The organism is Colwellia sp. 12G3 (assembly GCF_002836775.1).
GTDB lineage: Bacteria > Pseudomonadota > Gammaproteobacteria > Enterobacterales > Alteromonadaceae > Colwellia.
In genome coordinates this window covers 402,266-425,684 of sequence record NZ_PJAQ01000017.1, presented here as the reverse complement: position 1 = coordinate 425,684, position 23,419 = coordinate 402,266, and the positions used below count along the sequence as shown (strand labels likewise).

Sequence of the window (23,419 nt, the reverse complement as noted above, 5' to 3'; positions counted from 1 at the left end):
TTAGTTAGTTAGTTAGTTAGTTAGTCGAGCTTAAAATCTCTTTTAAGCGCGCTCGTTAAGGCTAGTTTAAATTCAGCCATTGTTTGATAACGTTTTTCAATATCCTTATGCATGGCTTTATTACAGATACGCATCGCACTTGTCGGTAGGCTAGTATTGTGCTGATTGACAGCAATGGCTCTCGCTTTAGTAATTTGATAAGCAACAGTAGCGATGGACTCCCCCTCAAAAGGTAAGTGCCCACAGAGTAGTTGGTAGAACGTGACGCCTAAGCTGAAAATGTCACTACGACCATCTACCTTTAAACCGAGTATTTGTTCTGGAGACATGTAATAAGGGCTGCCCATAATAATGCCAGTACGGGTTTTACTGTTATCACTAACGTAGGCTATGCCAAAGTCCGTTACGGTAACTTTGAGTAAATCATCATCGTAAATAATGTTGGCTGGTTTGATATCTCTATGCACAACATCTTGCTTGTGGGCATAATCTAGTGCATCTGTTATCTGAATTAGTAATTGATAAACTAATGGCGTAGGGAGTGTTTGCCCAGGCTGGGTAAATAATGATAAGGGTGCACCAGTGAGTAAATCCATGGCGATATAACCTAAGTGATTATCCTCACCCACATCATAAATAGTAACTATATTAGCATGGCTTAAACCACCCGCTGTTTGCGCTTCTCTAAAGAAACGCTCTTTAGCTTCACCAAACTCCGGAGAATCAATATCATCGCTTAATTGTAGTGTTTTTATAGCAACATGACGGTTTATTTTAGGGTCGACACCTTGATAAACAATGCCCATAGCACCTTTTCCTAAAATACCTTCAACTTGGTAACGACCAAAGTTTTCAACCGTAAGGTGGTGACTGAATTTTGCTTGGCTCTGTACTTGGTTATCAAGTATTACTAACGTTTGTTCAAGGTTATCCGGTGATAGCTTATCTGCTGGTGACATTCGATTACGATTTGCCGCCATATTTCTTTCTTCAAGTAAAGTCGTGCTTGTTTTTACTGGAGTCAATTGTTCTTTGTTGTGGCTTGTTAACTTCGTTAGTTTGGATGCAACCCGAGGCGTAGATCCATCTATCTTGTTCAAAGGACCTTGATAATTAAGCGCGGCTACAAAGTAGCTATATTCTTTTTGATAAGCAAAAAGTAACAGCCATGTACCGATGATTACAATAATTACAGGCATAACTTCAAGCCATTGCTGCTGATTGAACAAAAAATATTGCAGAGTAAGTAGCAGCAAGGTGTAACTAAATACACTCATTAATTGCTGTTTTAAGGAAAAGTGACGAATGAACCAAGTTAGGATCATAGCGATAAATAATAGCAACCAAGTCAATACTAGAATGACTAGACTCTGTGAAACATAATCGTGTTGAAGCAACTTGTTAAGTAACGGCGTGATTATTTTATCGTGTGAGTTTTCATTATCGGTAATGATGATGACTTTGTATTCATTTCTTGGGTTAGTAGTACCAGAAGAGTATCTTTGAATAAACTGACTTACCGAGATTAACTTAGATAAATGAGAAGCAGACTTTTCTTGGTTTATCTTATCAACCCGAGGTAAGTTTGCTGATATAAATACCTCACCGAAAAAACCTAAAGGCAATGTTGTAGGGATTAAAATATTTTCTTGGCTTATTAAACTTAATTGCCAATCTTGTTTGATAAGTAGTTCAGTACTTGAACTTAGCTGCTTTAATATTTCGCCGGCTAAACTGAGGTGAATTTTCCCTTGTTGGTGCCATACCAAAGGAAAACTTTGTCGTTCATTTTTTAATAAAGGCGTATAAATAAAGTAGGGGGAACTCAAAATATCCGTGTTCGCTTTGGACGAAAAACGAAACCAATTGAGCAGCGGCGAAAAAGTCATTGTAGCTTGAGACTTTAATGGTGATGCTGATGTTATTAGGTTTGAGTCGATAACAATCTTATTCTTACGCGGCTTTAAGGATAAGTAACCCTCAAGCTTTTTCATAAAAATGTCTGATTGATGGCCTAAAAATGTTATCTGGCTATTAGGGTTAGATGACAAGAGTGCCATCACTGATGTTATATCTTGTTCATTGAACCCTGATTGTAACGTTAAAACATCGCTAGTCTCTAACCCCGAATTTTTTTCCGACAATGCAGAGGATTGTTTAAGTTGACTTTGCCAATGAATATTTAATTGATTCAATGGATTTAGACCGCCAATGGAAACATACCAAAAGCTAAAACCCCAGAATAATAGAAGCAGATAAAACCAACCCGTGTGATAAATGGGCAGAATACGTTTGATCATGTGTAGTGAAAACCTTAGCTGTTTTTTTATTATTATTGTTTTGCTGTCGTTACGACTCTATTAATACCTTAATGTGCTGGGTATATCAAATTTAAGCTAAAAAGTTAATAGCAGCCAAGATAAATCATTCCTTTATTTGAGTACCTTAAAGTCATTAATATTCAGTTGTTTATAGTTAGCTGCTGGCTATTTATTACTGAGGCTATGTTTTAATTCTTGTTCAAGCACTTGATAACTTAACTCCATTGCTTGGAATAAACGCTCTACTTTATCTTGAACTGGATCTGACTCCTTTACATATTGATTAAAGTCTTTGGTTTGCTGCAATAACGCTTTAGCACTTAAGTTTGCTGACATACCTTGAATTTTATGGCTAATTTCGTGTTGTTGCGTGTTATTTCCTTGTTCGATGCTGTTGGCTAATTCATTAAGTTGTTTAGGCGTTTCTTCTAAAAATAATTCAATAAGTTTTTGCTGAATTATTTCATTGTTATTTAAACGTTTACTAAATTCCTCCCTTTGCCATATAACCTGTTGTTCTTTTTCTGAGCCGGCTTCTTTATCGTCAACAGTCATAACCTCTGAAGTTGTTACTACTTCAGATACTTCAATCGCACTTTGTATTTCTAACGGAGGGCTAGAGGGGGTAATGCTCAATTCATTTTCAATCGAAAGTTCAAAGTACTGAGATAGTTTTTCTTTAATGCTTACGGGATCGATAGGTTTACTTAAATAATCGGTCATGCCTGAGGCTAAGCACTTCTCTTTATCACCTTTCATCGCATTGGCCGTCATTGCTATAATGGTGATCGCTTTATTATCTTCTCCAGCCTCTCCATTTCGAATGGCTTTGGTTGCTTGATAACCATCCATTTCAGGCATTTGGCAATCCATTAAAATTATATCGTAATTCGTTTTACCTTTTGTAGCTTGTCCCATTGTTGATTGAAGTAGTGCTAATGCTTCTAAGCCATTAACAGCAACATCAGGGATTATGTTAAATTCAGCGAGAATATGGCGAGCTACTTCTTGATTAATACGATTGTCTTCTACTAGCAATAATCGGCACTGGCTGAAATTTTTATTGTTCATGTCTTCAGGTTCAACTTCTTTCAAATAGTGGTGAGTTATCAAGGGTAAATCTTGTGATAAAGAGTCTTTATCGGATAAACACAAACTTAACGTCTTAAATAAATCTTTTGTTATGGCTGGTTTAGGAAAATAAGCAGCAAAGCCTAAACTCATAAAGTAGCTAGCATCTCCACGAGCTGCCATAGAGGTCATCATCACTAATTTTATATCTTTTAATAGTACATTGTTTTTGACATTTCTAGCCAGTTCAGAACCATCCATATGTGGCATATGCATATCAAAAAATGCCATTACGATATTGTCTTGTTGCGGGTCTAAAACATTATTTTCAAGTACTGATAAGGCAGTTAAACCACAATCAGCCTCATATACGATGGCGCCCCAATGCTGTAATTGAGCTTTTAATACTTCTCTATTGGTCGCATTGTCATCAACGATTAACATAGGTACATTATTAATGTCTACATTGGGTAAGACAATATGTGCTTTAGTACTTTTGGCTAAGTTAATAGTAAATGAAAAAGTAGAGCCTTTCCCTAAAATACTGGTAACCTTTATATCTCCCTGCATTAACTGACATAACTGCTTACAAATCGCGAGTCCTAAACCCGTACCGCCATACTTTCTCGTTGTAGAGGCGTCTACCTGTGTAAATGATTGAAATAAAAAAGGGATTTTATCTCTCGGGATGCCAATTCCGGTGTCGATTACACTGCATTCTAAGCTTAACTGTTCATTTTTTTCCATTAATGTTGCCGTGATAACAATTTCACCTTGCTCGGTGAATTTAATCGCATTACCGGTTAAATTGTTCAGAATTTGCCTGATACGTCCAGGATCACCTTTTACATGACTTTGTTGGATGCCTCTGTTGTCTAAAATAATCTCAATATTTTTTTCTTGGCTCTTTAACGCAAGTGACTCACTAAACTCCCCAAAGAGTTTTCTTAAGTCAAAATCTATCACTTCTAAGTCAAGTTTTCCTGCCTCGATCTTAGAAAAATCCAGAATGTCATTGATCAAATAAAGTAACGCTTCTGCACTTGAGTTAGCCAATTCGACTCTATGCATTTGTTCTTCACTTAAGTCATTTCTAAGTAATAAGCCTAACATGCCCAGAATACCATTCATTGGTGTACGAATTTCATGACTCATACTGGCAAGAAATTCAGCTTTATGTCGAGCAGTATCCTCTGCTAATTCTTTGGCTGCAATATGTTCTTGCTCAACAACTATTCGTTCAGTTATATCAAAGTTAACGCCTGTAATTTGTACCGCATTACCCTGACCATCTAGTTTCACTAAAGCCATGGCTTTTATGTGTTTTATAGTACCTGTAGGAGTAATTATCCTAAACTCACTGTCTAAACTAGACTTCCTTTCTATGGCGTTGTTTACTGCTTGGATCGCTGATTCAACATCCTCAGGATGAACTGTCTGCTGCCAATAGTTAATATTGCCAGTAAAGTCTTGTGGTGATGTGGCATAAATTTTATGCATCCACTTATCCCAAGTTAGCTTGTCATTGGCTATTTCATATTGCCAAATACCGATACTTGCCGCATCCGTAGCTAAGCTTATGCGTTCATTGACCTCCATTAATGCGCGTTGATTTTTTTCTTGTGCTAACTCAAGTAACTCTTCTTTTGAAATATCACGAACAATCCCGGTAAAAACAACTCCTTGTTCACTGCTTACTTTCGATATGGATAAGTGAATGGGAAATTCTTCGCCTGATTTTTTTTGCGCTTGTAGTTTTCTGCCAACGCCCATAATGCTGGCAATACCGGTATTCTTATAGTTACTCAGATAGGCATCATGTTTGGCGCTCTCATTGAACGGCATTAACATATTAATATTTTTATTGAGCGTCTCTTCTTCACTGTAACCAAACATTTTTTGGGCTGCTTGATTGAAAGAAATAATACTTCCACGCTCATTTATCGTGATAAAACCTTCAGCAGCACTTGAGAATATGGCATTTATTTGGTCAGAGCTTTGTTTTTCAAGTAGTGCAGAATGTTGTTGTTCTCGCAATGAGAACTGCATTTGTGCAAATAAATTATTAAAGCTACGGGCTAACACTCCAATTTCAGTACTGCTTTGGATCGGCAGCTCACCTAGTTGATTAGATGTCTCATAGTTCTCTAAACTGAGTGTAATTTGTTGCAGTGGATTAGCAATACGTCTGGCCGCAATGATAGCTATTGCTAGAGCAACTAAAGCTAAAGTACTGCCAAGTAATAAGCTACGTATTCTATAGGCAGCTAGAGTCTGTTCCATTTTGGTGGTATTTTTAAGTACTAATAAGTTCAATTGATGGAGGCTATCGAAATGAGTTAATTTTACCTGTTGATAATGGCCCAAGTACTGATTGTCATTAATGGACACTTTACCAAGGCTATGTTCTTTTATTTGTTTACTGACAATTGGTGTTAACGTGGGGAACTCTTCTTGAATTAAATAACGCTGCTGAAGGTCAAAACCAAAAACTTTATCATTATCAGGATGTGATAAAAAATCGCCGGATTTATTTGCCAAATAAAATGAGAGTTGACTCATCTCCCTTGTTTTTAATTGCGCGATAAACTCACCAAAGTTCAAATTAATAATAATTAATCCAAATCTATTGCCTGTAACCGGATCGTATACGGGCGTGGCAACTCTCAACACGGGTTTGTGTGGCTGTTCAATTTTACCGTGATTTTTAGCAAGCTCTATTTTTGAAAAATATACTTGTCCAGGATCTTTATCAAGCGTTGCCTTGAAGTAAGGCCTTGAAGACTTTTGTTGTAAACGATAACTAGGAATGATTACGCTGTAGTTGTCGTTACGAACACTGATAAGTTCTTGGCCATTATTGGCAACGCCAATGAAACGGATCTGATAATAAAATGCCTTATTAATAAGGAATTGGCTAAAAATTTGCTCCATGCGATCTTTCCATAACGTATAGTTATGAATATCACCATTGCCTGCTGACTTTAACATGCCTTGAATTGGAGGTGTGCGACTAAGAAATAATATATCAGAATGAGCTTGGCTATAAAGTTGCTCGATCATCGGCTCAACTAAATTGCTTTCAATAGCTACCTCATTACTTATTTGTTGAGTTAATAAACGTTCTGTTTCAAAATAGAACAAAAAGCTTACTAGACTGGTAACACTTAAGACTAAAATAAAAGCAGCAATGGGTATTTGCATACTAATGGAGTGCTTAGCGTGACCAACCGTTAATAATTTACTATGAAGTGCTTCATCGGGTTCTTGTTTGTTGCGTGAGGTTGATCCTGTACTGATATTTTCGCTCTGGCTCATGCCGTCTAGCCTTGAATGACTCAAATCAACTAATACACCTGAAAATGCACAGCCATAAGCGAGTATTTTCAAACTATGAGCTATGTTGAAATGATTATCAAACAATGCTGCTGAGCCAAAGCCCATATGAAGTTGGGTGGCGATTGCAGGTATTAAGCTGAGCAATAGACCATATTTTGCTCGTGTCGGGTATTGCTTATATAAATTAATAAATAAGCTGGAGGCAAAAATAAAAAGCCCGAGTGGCAGTACATCATAAGGTCGGGTGATAAAAGCTTGTGTAAATTGAGTTTGTGGAAAGCTAGTACTATTTATTGCAATAAAGATTGATAGAAAAACTAGTGTAAAAAAACAAATAGCTATTAGTAATAATACTCGCTGCTCATTTTTTTTAATTTTATTATTTAAATCATTATTTTGAAATTCGGTCGTACTCATTTGACGCTTCTTAGCATATAGAACGAAGCAAATTAAAGTACCAATAACCATAATAAAGGCATTAAAAATACGGGATAAAGCCCAAGTAAAGGCTATGAAGTCAGTATTGGCCACTTCAGCGGTAATAATTCGAGTTGCTGCTAGTATATGAAATGCATCAACAAAGCCGGAACAAAGAAGAGTCATCCCCATAATAGGAATAGCAATGTCGTTATAAATGCGATAATGCATTAGTGCTAGAATAAAGGTGAGTATGGCGAGTATTACAGCAGACCACTCTAGGAGAGTATGCTGAAGTGTTCCTGCAAGGTTATCATATACATTGCTAACATCAATCGGTTGGCTACTCTCAAGTTTAATCACCGATGAGGAAAAATCGACGCCTACAAGGTTGAGAATACTGGGTATCAAACACAGCATTAAGACTATTAAAAGAACGTTTTTTTTATTTTGATCAAAAATTGGTTCAGGAATAGTAATTTGAGGAGATTCTTGAATAGACGATTGTTCTGGATTACTAGCTAAGTTAGCCGGCATAGGGTTCTTTCCATGAGCTAGATACAGGATTGAAAAATTATATATTATTCATCAGCTATAAAGCCTGAATAATCGATAAGATTAAATACGCGTGACACTTATAAGTTAGCACAAGGCTCAATATTCGCCATCAATCTGCTGCTATTTCTAATCCCAATGTCAGGAGACTATATTGGTTATTAAATAGAGGTGTTATTAGCCGCTTGTTTGGCTTGCTTTTTTTCTTTTCTACGTCGTTTAAAGAAAGTGGAAAGTAGCTGACTACAATCATCTTGCATGATGTTTGACTGGACGTTTATCTGATGATTCAACAGTGGACTATTCACTAGATTAAAAGCACTGCCAGCAGCACCTGTTTTAAGGTCGCTACAGGCATAAACTAAGCGCTTTATTCGGCTATGTACTAGCAGACCCGCACACATAGGGCAGGGTTCGAGTGTTACGTATAGAGTGCAGTCAAGTAATCGATAATTATTAAGAAACTCTCCTGCTTGTCTGATGGCATTCATCTCAGCATGACTTGAGGGATCATTAAGCATGATTGACTGATTAAAACCCTCACCAATGATTTTTCCTTGGTGCACTACTACCGCACCAACAGGGATCTCATCATGTTGCTCAGCTTGTTGTGCTAGTTCAAAAGCTCTTTGCATGAAAATTAAATCAAGTTGCTCTTGCTGTTCAATGCTTAGAGGAGAGGGGGCACTTGCTGAGGATGGCTCTATCATAAAAATATTTCCAGCAAGTCGTTTAAATATCGTTGTCCTGTTTGAGTTACTAGCCAGTGCTCTTCATTATCTATCACTTCACAAACCATCAACTTTCTTTGTTGAGCTTTTTTTAGCAAGGGTAATACCGAGCTTATATTAAGACCCGTACTTGTTTGAAACTGTCCAATACTAAAAGTTCTGTGCAGTCTTAGCTGATTCATCATGAATTCAAAAGGGCGCTCACTTTTATCAACTTCAGATAATTGGTCTAAGAAATCACGGCTTTGATCTAAATAGCCATTAGGGTGCTTTACTTTAATGGTACGCATTATCTTTTGTGTTCGACTATCGGTGATTTTTCCATGGGCACCACAACCAATACCAAGGTAATCACCATATTGCCAATAATTCAAATTATGCTGACATTGATAGCCGGATTTAGCATAGGCAGAAATTTCATATTGCTGATAACCTGCTTCATTGAGTAATTTTACGCCCTGGTCTTGAATCTCCCATAAAATATCATCTACCGGTAACTTAGGTGGTTTAGAGTGGAAAATGGTATTTGGCTCAATAGTTAATTGATACCAAGAGATATGATTAGGGTTGAGGCTGATAGCCATTTTTAGATCATCAAGGGCATTATCTAATGATTGATTAGGCAAACCATGCATTAGATCTAAATTAAAACTCGTCACACCACTTTCTGTTGCTAATTTCGCTGCTATTTTGGCTTGGTTACTATCATGGATCCGACCCAATTTAATTAATTTATCAGAGGAAAAACTTTGTACACCGATAGAAAGCCTGTTCACACCGGCATCGAAAAAACCTATGAATTTATCAGCTTCAACAGTACCGGGGTTTGCCTCTAAAGTGATTTCAATATCTGCTTTATGATCAAAACGACTGAGTACCTGCTTTAGTAAACTTTTAATAGACGCAGCAGAAAATAAACTCGGTGTTCCACCACCAATGAATATGGTGTGTAAAGCTCGATTGGTTAAGCCAAAACGCTCTATATCCGCGTCCAAGTCGGCAATCAAGGCTGTGACATAATCTTGCTCTGGAATAGCACTTTTAACGGCATGTGAGTTAAAGTCACAATAAGGGCACTTTTCAACACACCATGGAATATGAATATATAGTGAAAGCGGTTGGTTTTCTAACAGTTCTAACATAAGTAAGGGCTCAGATTCATTTTATGATGTAGTAATAGCGAGTTTTTCAACCAACTTAGCTAATGCTTGACCACGGTGACTTAGCTTGTTCTTCACTTCTCGTGATAGCTGTGCAGAAGACATTTGTAAATCGTTTTGCCAAAAAACAGGATCATAGCCAAACCCTTGTTCACCTTGCTTACTTCTAGAGATAGAGCCTTCCCATACACCGTGACAAATAAGTGGTGTTGGATCATTTTCATGTTTCATATAGACCAAAACACAGTGAAAGCGAGCCGTTCTTTGCTCATCAGGGATATTAGCTAACGCTACCAGTAACTTATTGGTATTGTCATCATCGGTTACTTGACCTTGAGTTATATCTGCCGCGTACCTAGCGGAGTAGACACCTGGCGCACCATTAAGCGCATCTACTTCTAAGCCAGAGTCATCCGCAATAGCTGGTAAGCCAGTGATTTTTGCCGCATGACGGGCTTTTATAATGGCATTTTCTACAAAAGTAGTGCCTGTTTCGGCCACTTCAGGCACATCAAACTCACTTTGCGGTACTATTTCTATTGATTGCTCAGCCAGTAAGTGGGCTAATTCTTTAACTTTACCTTGATTTCCTGTCGCTAATACAACTTTTGACATGAGAGTTACCTGTGGCTTTTTTGAGTTTTATTGATGGGGCTATAATCGCGGTATTCTATCCTAAATAGCTATATTTCGCTAAATTTAACACTAAAAAAAAGAGCCTGTTAAGACTCTTCAATAGTAAGCGAAAATCACCGACGAACTAATCAACATAGAAGATTTGTGAAAATTTCAATTGTTGCTTTTCTTTACCATCATTAATCATAATATCAAAATGAAGTGTTTCTTCATTGCTATAGTTAACTTGAGCAAGGTAATAAATAGCAGTACCTTCTTTGACTTCTTTGAAGTCTAAATCTTTAAATTGCCCTAGATTGTTTTTGGCTTTACCGGTAATGCTAACTGTTTTGGCAGGGGTACCTTTTTGGCTATTATCTAATACTGAAATATTGATTAAACCATTGTAACGACTACGCGTAATACCGTAGACCTTAGCAATTTCAGGTGTAAAAAATGTAGAACCGATAGCCATGTAATGTACATTCATTGTACCTAGTTTTTTCATGTTCTCAGCGCTAACGTTGGTCATAACAAACAAACTAAGACTAAAGGCAATAAGTAGTTTTATGATTGAAGTTTTCATGTAAATCTCCAGAAAAGTACACAGGATTTTAAACTGTTCTATATCATTTCTTCATTATAGAACAGACCTAACAAAATATAAGCTAAGCTCAAAAATATACCGGGTGTATTTTTTTACAAAGCAGCCCAATAAGGCAATGAACTTGAAAGTAAAATATTAATCACATTCATCGCCAAGAATGCTAATAGCATGGATAAATCTAAACCACCCATATTTGGAATTATTTTGCGGATAGGATTTAAGAAAGGTTCAGTTAATTGGCTAAGTACCATTAACGTTGCATTATAGCCTTGAACAACCCAACTCATAATGGCCATAATAATCATCAGAACAAACAGTAAAAATCCTGCTTGCTTTAATAACACTAATAAACCAATGTAAAAAGCTAACAAACCTAAGCTTTCGCCAGATAAAGCGGCTAAAGTAACAAACTTCAATGTTGCTACCACATAGGCAATGAGAATCGTAGCTAGATCTATACCACCTAGACCAGGAATAATTCGGCGCAGTGGTATGACTAGCGGATTACTTACCTTGACAATAAATTGGCTCAATGGATTATAAAAATCGGCCTTAACCCATTGTAGCCAGACACGCATGATTAAAATCATTAACAAGGCGTCGAAGGCGAATCTAAGCAAATAAATAAGTGCTTCCATTGGTTTTCCTCTAGTTAATTTGAATTACAATAAAAAGGTGTTATTTAGCCATTTCTTCAGCACGAGCAATGGCTGCGTTCATAGCATTTTTAACTAATTCGTCTATGCCATCATCTTTAAATCGCTCTATTGCTGCATGTGTTGTGCCACCCTTGGAGGTCACATTAGCACGCAAAGTACTGATATCGTCATTTGTATTATGCGCAACCATTTGCGTAGACCCAAGCGCTGTTTGTTGCACTAACATACGACTTTCTGCTGGGGTAAAACCTAATTGTATAGCATGTTTTTCCATGGCTTCCATGAATAAGAAATAATAAGCTGGGGCAGAGCCTGCAACCGCAATAATATTATTAATCTTATCTTCAGTGTCTAGCCAAATACTTTTACCCACAGCATTAGTGATTTTTTCTGCGCTGCTTTTTTGTTCTGTACTCACTTCATTCGAAGCATATAGACCGCTCATGCCTAAACCGAGTTGAGAAGGTGTATTAGGCATGACACGTACAACAGGAGTAAGGTTTGTTGTATTATCTTTTGCTAAAGCCGATTGAATTTGTTCAACCGTTGTACCTGCTGCAACAGAGATAAATAATTTTCCTGTAATATTAACAGTCTGGCTTATTTGCTGACAAACATCTGTAATAAAGTGTGGCTTCACACAAAGCACAATAATATCGGCGAACTCACTGGCTTTGATATTATCATTGGTTTGTAAAACGCCAAATTCTTTAGCTAGGCTGAGCCTCTTCGCTTCAGAAGGGTTTGCGACGATAATATTTTGTGGAGTAATACCCGAATTTACTAAACCAATGATTATGGCGCGTGCCATATTTCCGGCACCTATAAAGGCTATTTTATTCATAAGAGATGTTCCTAAACGATTAAATTTTATTTTCTCTGGCACCAAAAATGGCGGTGCCAATTCTCACCATAGTTGAACCGTGGGCTATAGCGTTATCTAAATCATTAGACATGCCAAGAGAGAGGGTATCAACGCTGGGGTATTGTTTTTTAAGCTGATTAAATAGCTGCTGCATTTTTTCATAACAGTCTTTAGGGGCATTTTTTTCGGGAACAGCCATTAAACCTCGTAAGGTGAGTTTATCACAATTATCAACAATTTTAGCGAGAGAAAAAACCTGCTCAATACTTACCCCTGATTTTGAATCTTCATTACTAATATTCACTTGTAAACAGATGTTTAGCGGAGTATTGTGGCAATTATCATCTTCAATATGTTGATTTAAACGCAGTGCAACTTTTTCTCTATCCACACTGTGAACCCAAGAGAAGTTACTTGCAATTTGTTTAGTTTTATTTGATTGAATAGGACCAATAAAGTGCCAAATTAACTCAGGTAAATGTGCTAGCTCAGCTATTTTTTCTACGGCTTCTTGCAGGTAATTTTCACCAAAATCATTTTGACCAGCTAAATGAGCCTGTTCAATGAGTGCAGCAGGCTTAGTTTTACTGACAGCGAGTAGTGATACAGGCAATGAGTGCTTTGATAATTCAGCAAGGGGAATTAATCTGCCACTTTGTTGGCAAGCTTGCTGAATTTGCGCTTTAATTTTATCAATATTTTCTTTAATGTTTATCATGTGGAATTATAGTGAACTGTTTTAACTTATCTTATTTTCTGGTTAGTATAACCTATTAAATTATAACCTATTAAATAATTACCGATAAAAGATAATATGATTATTATTTTTATCGCCCTATAAAAAGAGGCTTTTATGGATATTACCGAATTACTTGCATTTAGTGTGCAACATGACGCATCAGATTTACATTTATCGACAGGTACACCGCCAGCCATTCGTGTTGATGGTGATGTACGTAAACTTAATATTCCGGCGTTTGATGCCAAAGATGTCAATGCGTTAGTGTATGACATTATGAATGATCGTCAACGTAAAGAGTATGAAGAAAATTTAGAAGTCGATTTCTCCTTTGAGGTACCTAATTTAGCACGTTTCAGGGTGAATGCATTTAATCAAAACCGAGGCCCAGCTGCGGTATTTCGTACCATTCCAAGTAAAATTCTTTCACTTGATGATTTAGGCTGTCCTGATATTTTTCGTCAAATATCTGATACACCACGTGGTTTGGTGTTAGTTACTGGACCAACAGGCTCAGGGAAATCAACCACGCTAGCAGCAATGGTTGATTATATTAATGATAATAAAAACGATCACATTTTAACCATTGAAGATCCAATAGAATTTGTGCATGAAAACAAAAAATGCCTTATTAACCAAAGGGAAGTGCACCGTGATACGTTAAGCTTTTCAGCGGCACTACGTTCAGCATTGCGTGAAGATCCCGATGTTATCTTAGTCGGCGAAATGCGAGATTTAGAAACTATCCGTTTAGCTATGACAGCAGCAGAAACAGGCCATTTAGTCTTTGGTACCTTGCATACAACGTCTGCACCAAAAACTATTGACCGTATTATTGATGTCTTTCCAGGCGAAGAAAAATCAATGGTTCGTTCAATGCTGTCAGAGTCACTTCGCGCAGTAATATCACAATGCTTAATTAAAAAAGTGGGTGGTGGTCGTGTGGCAGCCCATGAAATTATGATTGGTGTTCCTGCTATTCGAAACCTTATTCGTGAAGATAAAATTGCTCAAATGTACTCTGCTATTCAAACGGGTATGCAACATGGCATGCAAACTATGGATCAATGTTTACAGGGGCTTGTTAACCGAGGCATGATCACTAAACAACATGCGATGGAAAAAGCGACTGATAAGAACCAATTTTCAGGATTTTAATAGTCGGGTTTTTAAGAAAGCGTTTTTTTGAATGTAGAACTGAATGGTATAGAGGACAGTAAATGAATCTTCATGAATTATTAGAAAGAATGGTAAAAAAAGACGCCTCTGATATGTTCGTTACGGCTAAGTTACCAGTGAGTGCAAAAATTAATGGTGAATTACAACCTATAGATGATGTGGTCTTAACGGCAGAACAATCTTTAGCATTGGTGTATGACGCCATGAATGATAAGCAAAAGAAGCAATTTGAGACAGAAAAAGAATGTAATTTTGCTATTGAAATTGATGAAATTGGTCGATTTCGTGTTTCTGCTTTTTGGCAACGAGACATGGCGGGTATGGTTGTTCGTCGAATCGTCACTGAAATCCCCGATGTTGATGATCTCGGTTTACCACCAATTCTAAAAGAAGTAGTCATGTCTAAACGTGGTTTAGTGCTTTTTGTTGGTGGTACAGGTACCGGTAAATCGACATCAATGGCATCATTGATCGGTTATCGTAATCGTAATTCCCACGGCCATATTCTCACCATTGAAGATCCGGTAGAATTTGTTCATGAGCACGGTAAAAGTATGATTACTCAACGTGAAGTTGGCTTAGATACAGTATCCTTTGATGCGGCACTGCAAAGTTCATTACGTCAGGCACCAGATGTAATATTAATTGGAGAAATTCGAAACCAAGAAATAATGGAGCATGCACTTAGTTTTGCAGAAACAGGGCATTTATGTATTGCTACGTTGCATGCGAACAATGCGAACCAAGCGATTGACCGTATTATGCATTTAGTACCTGCGGACCAGCATGGAAAATTGTTATTTGATTTAGCGTTAAATTTACGCGGTATTATTGCTCAGCAACTTGTACCGACAAAAGATGGTCATAGCCGAATAGCAGCTATCGAAGTTTTACTCAACTCTCCCTATATCAGTGAACTCATCAAAAAAGGTGACATTGGTGGTATTAAAGAGGTGATGGAAAAATCAAAAGAATTGGGTATGCAAACGTTCGATCAAGCATTATTCAACCACTATCAAAATGGTATGATTACTTATGCTGATGCCTTACATCATGCAGATTCGCCAAATGATTTACGCTTAATGATTAAATTACGCAGTAATGAGCAAGGCGGTACCGGTGGTTTATCTGGTGTGACTTTAGATGGTTTTGACCCAGACGAGAATTAACAAGACTATGCTTGGTAAATAATTAAAGCTGATAGTGACTTTTGTGTAAATTACTATCAGCTTTTTTACAGATAAATTTAACTCAATAATGGTTAAGCTGAACTGTGCTTAATAAATATTTCTCTAGTAACTATTTTACTAACTTCTTTGTTAAATACACTTGCAATAGGTCAGCTATTGACGCGTAAATTTTCCTCGAATTAAGAAAAATATCAAGCTCGACAGATTTGAATCATTTACGTAATATAATTCATAAGCTTAACTATCTATTAAACAGAGTTCAGGTTAGTTAACTTACCAAGCTAAAAATTTAAGCCATCAAGATGCTTTTCAACGAGTGGTTTATTGTTTTGGTTGTGAAATATTACCAACATAATAGAAAATCGTCCAAGTTGTCGAAAACAATCCCGAGGTGGGTACTAAGTGTGTTGAAAAGGTGACTTTCTCACTCGGTTTAGCATTATCATTAGTAAAGCTTGTTTTTAAACCATCATCATGCGCTCTATTACTCTCTTCAAACTGCCATTCTTCACCTAAACACTCTTGGGTAATTCTTTTAGCACTTTGGTAATATTTTTGAGCAGTTTCCTCATTTGGCGCCACTAGACTGCAAGAATAGGTATTCTGTTTTCCACCCCATGAAAATACTTGGCAGTGTTCACCAAAAAGTTGATATTTAGCTTTCCACATATTACTTACTCGGCCAGTTACTTTGATTTCTTTTAATTGACTGAAATCATCGTAATATGCACTTTTAAGTAATTCTAGCTTAGTACATGGGTTAGTGGTGGGCATAATGTTATCGGCAATTTTTGTGTTTTGATTAACACAACTGGCCAACAATATGCTGGAAAGGATAAGGGTATATTTTGTATATGATTGCATAAAACTATATCAGCCTGACGTAAAATTTTAAGGTAAAACTTGTATGAGTGATGGTACAGAGTTTTCTCTCTTTTTCCTAGTTTAGCTATGGGTAAAATTTAAAGAATAAAGCGCAACAAAATAAGACAAAATACAATACGCAACATGCAGTTAAGGTGAGTTTTTCGGCATATCATAGTTAAATCAGTTATGTTTTTGTCAGTTAAATAGCTTAAAATCATGTCATGACTTTCTATATTTAAACTATTTAAACTAAACCTCATGATGCTCATCTCCTCTTTAAGTAAAGATACCGTAGAATTTATACAAGCCAAAATTGACAATAAAACTAAACCCCTAGGTGCTCTAGGTGTTCTAGAACCCTTGGCTTTACAACTTGCATTGATCACTGAACAAAGGCGTACACAAAGCACCGAGCTAAATAGTGTAGACCAAATAAGTATAAAAAAACCGACTATGTTAGTTTTTGCCGGCGACCATGGTATTAATGTCAACGCGGTGAGTATTGCACCCAGTGCGGTAACTAAACAAATGGTGCTCAATTTTTTACATGGAGGTGCCGCAATTAATTGTTTTTGTCAAAGCAATGATATTGCATTGACTGTGATTGATTGCGGCATATTACAATCTATCAATCGTGATGAGCTTCCCCAACCGGGCGACAATAAAGTGGCTGGAGTTAAACTTATTGAGCAACGACTTGGTGCAGGAACAAATGATTTTTCAGCCGGACCTGCTATGTCAATCATTCAGGTAGAACAAGGGTTTGAATATGCAAAACAACTGGTTAATACACAAGTTGAGCAAGGTGTTGAGTTATTATTATTAGGTGAAATGGGGATCGCTAATACCAGCTCTGCCGCGGCATTAATGTCAGCATTAACTTCCTTTAGTGCTATAGAATGTATTGGCCGAGGTACCGGTATTACTGATGAACAGTTAACTAATAAAATTGGTTTGATTGAAAATGCATTACAGCGTGTCACTTTATCAGATAAAGCAGAAGGTTTAACTCATGAAGAGATTCTAACGCTCCTAGCTGAGTTAGGTGGCTTTGAAATAGTGCAAATGGTCTCTGCAATATTAGCTGCGGCATCTGCGAGTCTACCTGTTGTTATTGATGGTTTTATTGTCACTGTTGCTGCCTTAGTCGCACAGCGCTTAGATAAAAATGTAGCCAACTACCTTATTTTTTCTCATGTTTCTCAAGAGAAAGCGCACCAAATATTGCTTGAAGAGTTGATGGCGGCGCAAACCTTTAGCAATACTAGCTGTCAGCCGTTATTAAATCTAGGCCTTCGTTTGGGAGAGGGTACAGGCGCAGCACTTGCTTTACCTTTGATAAAGGCTTCAGCCAGCTTTTATAATAATATGGCCAGTTTTGAAAGTGCTGGAGTGACGGTATGACTGCAGGGATAAATGAGCCGCTAAAAGATAAATTAAAAGCTCAACTGAATTTATTTTATTTGGCGTTAAGCTTTTTTACTCGTTTACCTGTCCCTAAAAAAATGCATTATTCAGCGGCCTTGTTGAATAAAGCTAACAGATACTTTTCCTTAGTGGGATTAGTCACAGGGTTACTGCTCGGATTTACTTATGTCAGCTTTAACTCTTTTTTACCTGCCAATATTTCTATTTTGCTTACTATGGGTATCAGCTTACTGTTAACCGGCGCTTTTCATGAGGATGGTTTAGCTGATATGGCTGATGGTATAGGCGGAGCATTTACCATTGAAAAACGTCTGACCATTATGAAAGATAGTCGAATCGGTACTTATGGTGCTGTTACCTTAGTGATAGCTTTATTGTTAAAATATACCTTACTGCTAGAGCTAGCTAAGCAAGATAGTAATCACTTACTTTTAGCCATAATACTAGCAGAATGTTTATCTAGAGCTATTGCTGGTAGCTTAATTTCATCCATGCCTTATGTAAGTGATACTGAGCAAAGTAAAAGTAAGCCATTAGCGCAAGCACAATCCTCATCAGAACTGAGCCTTTTACTTTTGATAGGAGTCGCTCCGTTAGCTTTTTATTCAAGCGAAGTTATCTTCACGTTGTTGTGTGTTTTATTGGCTTTTCGTTGGCTATTTAAGCAGTGGCTAATGACAAAAATAGGTGGTTTTACCGGAGACTGTTTAGGCGCGGCACAGCAGATTTGTGAGTTACTTATTTATCTGACACTGGTTTCTTATATCAATAATGATATTTTCGCAGGTATTGCTTTTACAGGACATATTTTTACTGGAGTTACAGGGTGATTCATTTTGTTTTAGGCGGTGCCCGCTCGGGAAAGTCGCGCTTTGCTGAGCAACAAATATCAGCGCTGGCGGAAAAACAGGGTAAACAAGCGGTGTATATTGCTACGGCAACCGCCATTGATACTGAGATGGGTAGTCGAATAAGCCAACATCAACGTGATAGAGGTGATGGTTGGCAATTAATTGAATGTCCATTGGCGCTCGCTGAAACACTGACGGACCTTGATAATAATAATGTCTACTTACTGGACTGTTTAACGCTCTGGCTGAACAACCAACTTTATAACGTTCACGAAGCAAGCAGCACTGAGCAAGGTCAACATTTACAAAGTAAAATAGACATTTTAACCGCCCAATTAACTGCCATCGATGTCGATATTGTGATTGTTAGCAATGAGATCGGCCTAGGCGTAGTGCCAATGGGTGAGTCTACCCGTTTATATGTTGATTATTGTGGTTGGTTAAACCAAAAAATAGCCGAGATCTCCGATAAGGTCACTTTAGTAACCGCTGGTATTCCGTTGTGTATAAAAAGTATTATCGAGTAAATAAAAGGATCTTTTATGCTTGAAATTGACTTAATAAGACATGTAAAGGTCGAGGGTAAACCTGCTTTATATGGTTGTACTGATGTTAAGCCTGTTGCTTCAGAAAACGCGCGTTTACTTGAGCGGTTAGTAACCCAACAACAAACAAATAAAGCCTATCAAGGTGTTTTTTGCTCTCCTCTAATACGCTGCCAACTTGTAGCGCAAGAGTTTTCACTTAGCTATAAATTACCGTTAAAGATATCACTTGATCTACAAGAGATGAACTTTGGCTGCTTTGATGGCGTGCCATTTGATGATCTTTCTTTTAGGGAAACCGCTTTTCACGGTGGTCATCATGGTGAAGATAAAACTGAACTGCATTGGGCACAACTTGAAGCCTTTTTCCGGGCACCTGCGGATATTATATTACCAGAAGCAGAAGCGCTGTCAGACTTCAATTATCGAGTGACAAAAGCTTGGAGAAATTTGTTAGAAGAGCAAGTAGCTATTGCCACTAAGCAAAAAGGATCGCCAACACCTAGACGGATTTTAGTTGTTGTTCATGGTGGCGTTATTCGCATGATCTTAGCGCATATATTACAGTTAAATTGGCAACAATCTAGCTGGCACCAAAATTTAAAGATTGGTTATGGCAGTATGTCTCGCGTTGTTATTAGTCAGCCTTATCAAGATCCACAACTACACCAACAAGTGACGAGCATTGCTACGCCATTTGTCGAGGAATTATAAGATGGAAGCTAAGCAAAGTCATATTGACTCTACTCAGGAGCCTTTTGAGCAAGGCAAAGTAAGGCAATGTAAAACCTTGATGATACAAGGCACAACATCTGATGCAGGCAAAACTACCCTGGTGGCTGGTCTTTGTCGTGTCTTTGCGGATTTACACATTAAAGTGGCTCCTTTTAAACCACAAAATATGGCGCTTAATAGTGCTGTTACACCGTGTGGTGGTGAAATTGGTAGAGCACAAGCGCTGCAGGCTAAGGCTGCGCGCTTAGCGTTAGATGTAGATTTCAATCCTATATTACTAAAACCTAATAGCGACACTGGCGCACAAGTTATTGTTCACGGTAAGGCGCTTAAGCATAATACATCGTCGAATATGGAGGCCAGTGAGTACCAAGATTATAAAAAAGTGGCGATGCAAGCTGTACTAAGTTCGCATGAACGGTTAATGCAGCAATATGACTTGATAGTTGTGGAGGGCGCAGGAAGCCCTGCAGAGATAAATTTACGAGAAGGGGATATTGCCAATATGGGCTTTGCTGAAGCCGTTGATTGTCCCGTTTTGATCATAGCGGATATTGATAAAGGTGGTGTTTTTGCTCAACTAGTGGGTACCTTAATGCTGCTGTCACAATCAGAGCAAGACAGAGTGGTTGGTTTTGTTATTAATCGCTTTCGCGGTGATATTAAATTACTTGAATCAGGTCTGACATGGTTAGAGGAAAAGACGAATAAACCAGTGTTAGGGGTTTTACCGTATTTACACGGCTTAGATATTTCTTCTGAGGATGCGTTAGTGACTCAGCAAACGTCAGTTGAGGGGACATCGACCTCTGGAAAAGTACGTATTGTGGTCTTAGTATATCCACATATGAGTAATCATACTGACTTTGATGCCCTACGCCATCATGAAGATATTGATTGCCAGTTCCTTTTTGCCAAGGGCTCTGAGGGCGAGAGTAATCACGAAAAAATAACTATTCCCGCTTGTGACCTTATTATTTTACCGGGTAGTAAAAATGTTCGTAGTGATCTCAAATTTTTGCGTCAACGAGGTTGGCATGATGGTATTGCTAAACACCTGCGTTATCAAGGCAAGGTCATAGGCATCTGCGGTGGTTATCAAATGTTAGGTGAATTAATTGACGATCCTGAAGGACTAGAAGGGCAAACAGGAATGAGTGAAGGCTTAGGTTATTTTGCGATGAAGACAATATTAAAGGCTGAGAAAACCTTGATTAATGTTTCAGGTATCTTGCAACTTGCTCAGCAAAGCGCTGAAATTAAGGGCTATGAAATTCATGCGGGGCAGAGCACTTTCAATGATACTGGAACGAAATCGTCTAATTTACTTAATATTCAAGGCGAGGGGCAGGGATTATTAAGTGATGATGGGCAAATAGCTGGCTGTTATTTACATGGATTATTTGATCAACCCGCAGCATTGCAGCTCTTTATGCATTGGCTTGGTCATGATGTAAGCAAGGGGCCGAGTGTTGAAGAGCTTGAGGAAAAAGCGATTGAACGAGTGAGTAAAGCTTGTCAAAAATACTTAGCAATGGACAAAATAAAACAAATAGTAACTGAATGGTACAATTAACCACATATTAATAGTGGGTATTATTTGTTGTAATGATCTAAATCAATTCTTAGTTATTTCTACTTGTTAAAATGCCTCTATTGGTAATGTTGCCAGCTAATAAGGTAACTAATAAAGTAGCTAAGGAGTGACTTTAATGTCGAACTTACAAAAATCAGCTCAAATAAACACCGACAGTACAAAGGGTAAACCAATAGTTTACTCTTGCTCGGGTTGCTCAAATCTCGCGCAAATGGCGCACAATATTTCATTAACCCTCGATGGTGATGGTATTGCTGATATGTCTTGTATCTCAGGCGTAGTTGGTAATGTTAAACCAATAATGGAGCTAGCCAATTCAGGGCGAACTATTATTGCCATTGATGGTTGTGAACTGGGCTGCACTAAAGCTTGTTTGGATAAAAGTGGTATCAAAACGGATCATTACTTTAAAATTAGTGATTTAGGCTTTGATAAACGTGATAAATGGGATGATTCCCTTACTGAAAATACCGTGGCAATGAAAAGTATTTATGCTGATTTGATAAAGGCAGGTATTGATTTTGCCTAATAAGTGTTTTTTGAATAAAACGTTTGTTTAATAACTGTTTAATAACGGTTTAATTAAAAGTTCCTTAAAAGATATTAATAATAAAATAGCATTAAAAAAAGCTGCCAATTTGCATTGAGCAGCTTTTTTTTGTATCTGATCTACCTTAGAGAAATACGCTAAAGCATGACTTTAAACGATTAAGCATCTTTGTCTAAGAAAGGTGCGTATTGATTGTGTTTACCCAGTACAGCTTGGCTACCTTTCAGAGAGAAGCTATAACCACATAATGAGAAATCACCACGAAAAGCCAGTGCTTGCGCTAATTCACTGCTATCAAGAGGAGAGAAACTAGCGAAATATTCACTACCATTTTCAACCACAACAGCTAAAGGACGAATTGCAGAGCCTTTATTAAAGGTAATGCTTTGACAACTTTTATCACCACTTGCCGATAATTGTGACCAGAGTTCACCATTCGCAACTTGATCAGCTTGCCAATGAATAATAATACCTCGATGCTCTGATAAGTATAAATTGAAATTATCAGGCATAGCTAGAAAATGGTTCTTATTGGCAAGAATATGAGTGACAACATTCTTAGACAAAACTTCCGGCTCATTCAACTCATTATTAGTGGTATTCGCATTTTCCTGGTTAATCGTGTTAAAGGCACTATTGATAAATACCCCGATAAAAACCAGCGATACGCAAGCGATAATGCCAAGTTGTAATTTACGGTTACTCAGGAATTTTAGGCGAATAAGTTCGCCAATATCCGCTTGTTTGCTGTTCTCTTCAAAATCAGGCAGGTGATTGGGGGCAATACTTTGTTCTGCCATTGTTTCGTTAATATAAAGCTGTTCACTAACGCCTTCAGTAACTAATGTTGGCTCAATGCGCTGATTATGATTTTTTATCACGACAGGCTCTTTTGTATAGAGACTTAGGTCAACAGGGCCGTAATAGCCCAAGGTATAATTATTGTGAGCTTTCTTATTTTTACTTGGATAAGTGAGCAAAAGCCCAGCACTCAAAGCGGGTAATATTAATAAGTAATAACTACTACTATTTTCAATAAGTAAGCTCAGCATACCCGTAATTAAAAGTAGGCCACCAGGGACTAATTGCCAATTCTTATTCAGTTTAGCGTCATGTAAACGACGCTTAGTGCTACAAGTGAGTACTGCGGTAAATAATAATAAAATAACAAAGCTTACCGCCAAATAGCCGGTAAAAATTGCAGAGAAAAAGATAAAACCCAAGAGGGAAGTTATTGCTGTTGCAAAAAAGCGACTACGGTCATCAAACCCTTTTAGACAAAAAACTGCTTGTAAAAATGGCACAAAATCTCCAATAAATAGATTGAATTAGATGTTTGTTATAAACATAACACCTAATTGATGGTAGGTATAACCAGAGTAATAATTTTACTGATAA

Annotated in this window: 19 protein-coding genes; 8 read left to right on the top strand and 11 right to left on the bottom strand. The window is 37.6% G+C overall.

Going from position 1 to position 23,419, the window contains the following annotated elements:
- Positions 1-20: 20 nt before the first annotated feature.
- From CXF71_RS07325 to CXF71_RS07285, 9 genes are all read right to left on the bottom strand, one after another.
- Positions 21-2,300, bottom strand: coding sequence for a serine/threonine-protein kinase (locus tag CXF71_RS07325; RefSeq protein WP_101232292.1), 2,280 nt, complete (start codon positions 2,298-2,300; stop codon positions 21-23).
- Positions 2,301-2,486: 186 nt separating this feature from the next.
- Positions 2,487-7,685, bottom strand: a complete 5,199-nt coding sequence (locus CXF71_RS07320) for a response regulator (RefSeq protein WP_101232291.1) — start codon at positions 7,683-7,685, stop codon at positions 2,487-2,489.
- Positions 7,686-7,864: 179 nt separating this feature from the next.
- Positions 7,865-8,413: a tRNA adenosine(34) deaminase TadA gene (tadA, locus tag CXF71_RS07315; RefSeq protein WP_101232290.1), complete on the bottom strand. Its 549-nt coding sequence runs from the start codon at positions 8,411-8,413 to the stop codon at positions 7,865-7,867.
- Positions 8,410-9,576: a radical SAM family heme chaperone HemW gene (gene hemW / locus CXF71_RS07310; protein WP_101232289.1), complete on the bottom strand. Its 1,167-nt coding sequence runs from the start codon at positions 9,574-9,576 to the stop codon at positions 8,410-8,412. Before hemW ends, tadA begins: the two co-directional genes overlap by 4 nt.
- 21 nt (positions 9,577-9,597) lie before the next feature.
- On the bottom strand, positions 9,598-10,209 hold the full coding sequence (gene rdgB, locus CXF71_RS07305; RefSeq protein ID WP_101232288.1) for an RdgB/HAM1 family non-canonical purine NTP pyrophosphatase: 612 nt from the start codon (positions 10,207-10,209) through the stop codon (positions 9,598-9,600).
- Positions 10,210-10,354: 145 nt separating this feature from the next.
- Positions 10,355-10,795, bottom strand: coding sequence for a DUF4426 domain-containing protein (locus CXF71_RS07300; RefSeq protein ID WP_101232287.1), 441 nt, complete (start codon positions 10,793-10,795; stop codon positions 10,355-10,357).
- Positions 10,796-10,908: 113 nt separating this feature from the next.
- Positions 10,909-11,454 carry a YggT family protein gene (locus CXF71_RS07295; protein ID WP_101232286.1) on the bottom strand — a complete coding sequence of 182 codons (546 nt, stop codon included), beginning with the start codon at positions 11,452-11,454 and terminating at the stop codon, positions 10,909-10,911.
- Between the two features lie 40 nt (positions 11,455-11,494).
- Positions 11,495-12,319, bottom strand: a complete 825-nt coding sequence (gene proC / locus CXF71_RS07290) for a pyrroline-5-carboxylate reductase (RefSeq protein WP_101232285.1) — start codon at positions 12,317-12,319, stop codon at positions 11,495-11,497.
- A gap of 19 nt (positions 12,320-12,338) precedes the next feature.
- Positions 12,339-13,058 carry a YggS family pyridoxal phosphate-dependent enzyme gene (locus CXF71_RS07285; RefSeq protein WP_101232284.1) on the bottom strand — a complete coding sequence of 240 codons (720 nt, stop codon included), beginning with the start codon at positions 13,056-13,058 and terminating at the stop codon, positions 12,339-12,341.
- 135 nt (positions 13,059-13,193) lie between these two features.
- On the opposite strand from CXF71_RS07285, the gene CXF71_RS07280 reads away from it, so the two are divergent.
- Positions 13,194-14,237, top strand: a complete 1,044-nt coding sequence (locus CXF71_RS07280; protein ID WP_101232283.1) for a type IV pilus twitching motility protein PilT — start codon at positions 13,194-13,196, stop codon at positions 14,235-14,237.
- Positions 14,238-14,299: 62 nt separating this feature from the next.
- Positions 14,300-15,427, top strand: coding sequence for a PilT/PilU family type 4a pilus ATPase (locus CXF71_RS07275; protein ID WP_101232282.1), 1,128 nt, complete (start codon positions 14,300-14,302; stop codon positions 15,425-15,427).
- A gap of 342 nt (positions 15,428-15,769) precedes the next feature.
- Here the strand turns inward: CXF71_RS07275 and CXF71_RS07270 are convergent, their stop codons facing one another.
- Positions 15,770-16,312: a hypothetical protein gene (locus CXF71_RS07270; protein ID WP_101232281.1), complete on the bottom strand. Its 543-nt coding sequence runs from the start codon at positions 16,310-16,312 to the stop codon at positions 15,770-15,772.
- Between the two features lie 261 nt (positions 16,313-16,573).
- Here CXF71_RS07270 and cobT point away from each other — a divergent pair, with 261 nt between their 5' ends.
- The 6 genes from cobT to CXF71_RS07240 all read left to right on the top strand — a co-directional run bounded on the left by cobT (position 16,574) and on the right by CXF71_RS07240 (position 22,000).
- Complete coding sequence (cobT, locus tag CXF71_RS07265; RefSeq protein WP_101232280.1) at positions 16,574-17,719, top strand: nicotinate-nucleotide--dimethylbenzimidazole phosphoribosyltransferase; 1,146 nt, start codon at positions 16,574-16,576, stop codon at positions 17,717-17,719.
- The gene (locus CXF71_RS07260; protein WP_101232279.1) at positions 17,716-18,573 is read left to right on the top strand and encodes an adenosylcobinamide-GDP ribazoletransferase; all 858 of its coding nucleotides are present in this window, start codon (positions 17,716-17,718) and stop codon (positions 18,571-18,573) included. Before cobT ends, CXF71_RS07260 begins: the two co-directional genes overlap by 4 nt.
- Positions 18,570-19,121: a bifunctional adenosylcobinamide kinase/adenosylcobinamide-phosphate guanylyltransferase gene (cobU, locus tag CXF71_RS07255; protein WP_101232278.1), complete on the top strand. Its 552-nt coding sequence runs from the start codon at positions 18,570-18,572 to the stop codon at positions 19,119-19,121. The genes CXF71_RS07260 and cobU overlap by 4 nt, the downstream gene beginning before the upstream one ends.
- A 15-nt stretch (positions 19,122-19,136) precedes the next feature.
- The gene (locus tag CXF71_RS07250) at positions 19,137-19,853 is read left to right on the top strand and encodes a histidine phosphatase family protein (RefSeq protein ID WP_101232277.1); all 717 of its coding nucleotides are present in this window, start codon (positions 19,137-19,139) and stop codon (positions 19,851-19,853) included.
- Position 19,854: 1 nt separating this feature from the next.
- Positions 19,855-21,450, top strand: a complete 1,596-nt coding sequence (locus CXF71_RS07245) for a cobyric acid synthase (RefSeq protein ID WP_101232276.1) — start codon at positions 19,855-19,857, stop codon at positions 21,448-21,450.
- A gap of 136 nt (positions 21,451-21,586) precedes the next feature.
- Positions 21,587-22,000: a putative zinc-binding protein gene (locus CXF71_RS07240; protein ID WP_101232275.1), complete on the top strand. Its 414-nt coding sequence runs from the start codon at positions 21,587-21,589 to the stop codon at positions 21,998-22,000.
- A 179-nt stretch (positions 22,001-22,179) separates the two neighbouring features.
- On the opposite strand, the gene CXF71_RS07235 is transcribed toward CXF71_RS07240, so the two are convergent.
- Positions 22,180-23,325 carry a hypothetical protein gene (locus CXF71_RS07235; RefSeq protein ID WP_101232274.1) on the bottom strand — a complete coding sequence of 382 codons (1,146 nt, stop codon included), beginning with the start codon at positions 23,323-23,325 and terminating at the stop codon, positions 22,180-22,182.
- Positions 23,326-23,419 lie beyond the last annotated feature (94 nt).